The organism is Clostridium sp. CAG:43 (assembly GCF_000434655.1).
In the GTDB taxonomy this organism is placed as follows: Bacteria; Bacillota; Clostridia; order Lachnospirales; family Lachnospiraceae; genus Otoolea; species Otoolea fessa.
Genome location: NZ_FR895000.1, coordinates 1 through 1220 on the forward strand (window position 1 = coordinate 1; position 1220 = coordinate 1220).

Annotated in this window: 3 protein-coding genes; all 3 read right to left on the reverse strand. The window is 52.6% G+C overall.

All coding sequences use genetic code 11. From position 1 onward, the window contains the following. Nucleotides 1–33 precede the first annotated feature (33 nt). The 3 genes from QVO97_RS00885 to QVO97_RS00895 all read right to left on the reverse strand — a co-directional run bounded on the left by QVO97_RS00885 (nt 34) and on the right by QVO97_RS00895 (nt 1201). Complete coding sequence (locus tag QVO97_RS00885) at nt 34–408, reverse strand: desulfoferrodoxin family protein (RefSeq protein WP_022358552.1); 375 nt, start codon at nt 406–408, stop codon at nt 34–36. Nucleotides 409–429: 21 nt separating this feature from the next. Continuing rightward, nucleotides 430–972: a rubrerythrin gene (rbr, locus tag QVO97_RS00890; RefSeq protein WP_022358553.1), complete on the reverse strand. Its 543-nt coding sequence runs from the start codon at nt 970–972 to the stop codon at nt 430–432. A 79-nt stretch (nt 973–1051) separates the two neighbouring features. Next, complete coding sequence (locus QVO97_RS00895; protein WP_288188536.1) at nt 1052–1201, reverse strand: helix-turn-helix domain-containing protein; 150 nt, start codon at nt 1199–1201, stop codon at nt 1052–1054. Between the last annotated feature and the right edge of the window lie 19 nt (nt 1202–1220).

Consider the following 1220-nt stretch of genomic DNA (forward strand, 5'->3'; position numbering starts at 1 on the left):
GCACAAAAAAGCACCGGATTTTTGAAAGATGAATCACGCTTTCCACAGACTATGGAGGTTGCAATAAGCGTAGACCGCTTCGACCTCATCGCCCTCGCAGAGGGCGAAGCAGATCTCCGGCTTTTCGCCGGGATGCAGCTCCTTGCGCTGATTTCCCTGCTTGGTCTGGAGAGATACCCACTCGATGTAGTGCTCCGGCAGCATGGGATGCTCCACGGAGCCAACCTTGACATGGACGACGCCGTTTTCCACCGTCCAGACAGGAACATGCTTCTCCACGGCGGCGTCGGTGGTGCCGGGAATGATCTCGGTCATCGGCTCGCCGCAGCAGATGACGGGAACGCCCGTGTCCTTGATCTTGGCAATGATGTTACCGCAATGCTTGCAAATGTAAAACTTCTGCTCCATGATGATTCTCCTTTTCTTTCTTTAATAATTTTCCGCGTGGATCTCAAAATAGCTCTGGGGATGATTGCAGGCAGGGCAGACTTCCGGCGCTTTCTCACCGATCACAATGTGACCGCAGTTGCGGCACTCCCATACCTTGACCTCACTCTTGGCAAAGACTTCCGCCATCTCCACATTGTGCAGCAGAGCACGGTAGCGCTCCTCATGGTGCTTTTCAATAGCGGCAACCAGACGGAAGCGCTGCGCCAGCTCATGAAAGCCTTCCTCATCGGCAGTTTTGGCAAAGCCGTCGTACATATCCGTCCACTCGTAGTTCTCACCCTCAGCGGCGGAGAGAAGGTTTTCGGCGGTGTCGCCAATGCCGTTCAGTTCTTTGAACCACAGCTTGGCGTGTTCCTTCTCATTATCAGCGGTTTTGAGGAACAGCGCCGCGATCTGCTCGAAGCCTTCCTTCTTGGCCTTGGATGCAAAATAGGTGTACTTGTTACGTGCCTCGGACTCACCGGCAAAGGCAGCCATCAGGTTTTTTTCGGTTTGAGTTCCTGCGTATTTCGTTTCTTTCATGGTGAATACTCCTTCCTGTTTTTCTGCTTTTATTGTAGCAAATCTATGATTTTCTTCTGTGACGAAGTCACATTTCTTCTTATTTTAGATGATTTAGTCTGTCCTTATCCCGCAGCGTGATTGCACCACGCTTCAGCTCCACCAGTCCGTCCTCCGAGAAGCTTTTGAGCATCCGTGCCACTGCCTCCCGCGCCGAACTGATGTGCTGGGCGATCTGCTCATGGGTCATGCGTATCGTGTCGGAGCTG